This is a genomic window from Mesorhizobium sp. M7A.F.Ca.CA.003.01.2.1, from assembly GCF_003998945.1.
GTDB classification, from domain to species: Bacteria; Pseudomonadota; Alphaproteobacteria; order Rhizobiales; family Rhizobiaceae; genus Mesorhizobium; species Mesorhizobium ciceri.
The window spans coordinates 1-757 of the sequence record NZ_RZRA01001493.1 but is presented as its reverse complement, the minus strand read 5'-3'; the positions used below and the strand labels follow the sequence as shown (position 1 = coordinate 757).

Sequence of the window (757 nt, the reverse complement as noted above, 5' to 3'; positions counted from 1 at the left end):
GTGCCCGTCATCGGCGGCGCGCCGGGAAAGCGGTCGGTGGTCTATGCCTTCGGCCATGGCCATCTCGGCCTGACCCAGGCGGCGGCCACCGGACGGTTGATCAGGGATCTTGTCCTGGGGCAGACTCCGCCGATCGATCTGGCCCCCTTCAGTCCGCAACGATTTTGATTTTTTCGGGTTTTTGATTTTCGAGGAGCGTCATGGCCAAGAAATCCTTCTTCTGCATAGACGGCCACACCTGCGGCAATCCTGTGCGGCTGGTCGCCGGCGGCGGCCCGCTGTTGCAGGGCGCGACGATGATGGAGCGGCGTGCGCATTTTCTGGCCGAATATGACTGGATCCGCACCGGGTTGATGTTCGAGCCGCGCGGCCACGACGTGATGTCCGGTTCGATTCTCTATCCGCCGACGCGCGAGGATTGCGACATCGCCATCCTGTTCATCGAAACCTCCGGCTGCCTGCCGATGTGCGGCCATGGCACGATCGGTACGGTGACGATGGCCATCGAGCACGGACTGATCAAACCAAAGACGCCGGGCGTGCTCAGGCTCGACACGCCGGCCGGGCTGGTCGTCGCCGAATACAAGCAGGTCGGCGACTATGTCGAGGAGGTGCGCATCACCAATGTGCCATCCTTCCTCCATGCCGAGGGGCTGACGGTCGAATGCCCTGGGCTCGGTGAAATCACCGTCGACGTCGCCTATGGCGGCAACTTCTACGCCATCGTCGAACCGCAGGAGAACTATCGCGACATGGC

At 62.7% G+C, this 757-nt stretch carries 1 protein-coding gene and 1 pseudogene; both read left to right on the top strand.

What is annotated here, in order from left to right:
* A pseudogene (locus tag EN969_RS36515) lies at positions 1–168 on the top strand (FAD-binding oxidoreductase); the annotation flags it as partial.
* 32 nt (positions 169–200) lie between these two features.
* Positions 201–757 (top strand): proline racemase family protein (locus EN969_RS33710; protein WP_206525340.1); only part of this gene is annotated, 557 nt, incomplete at its 3' end.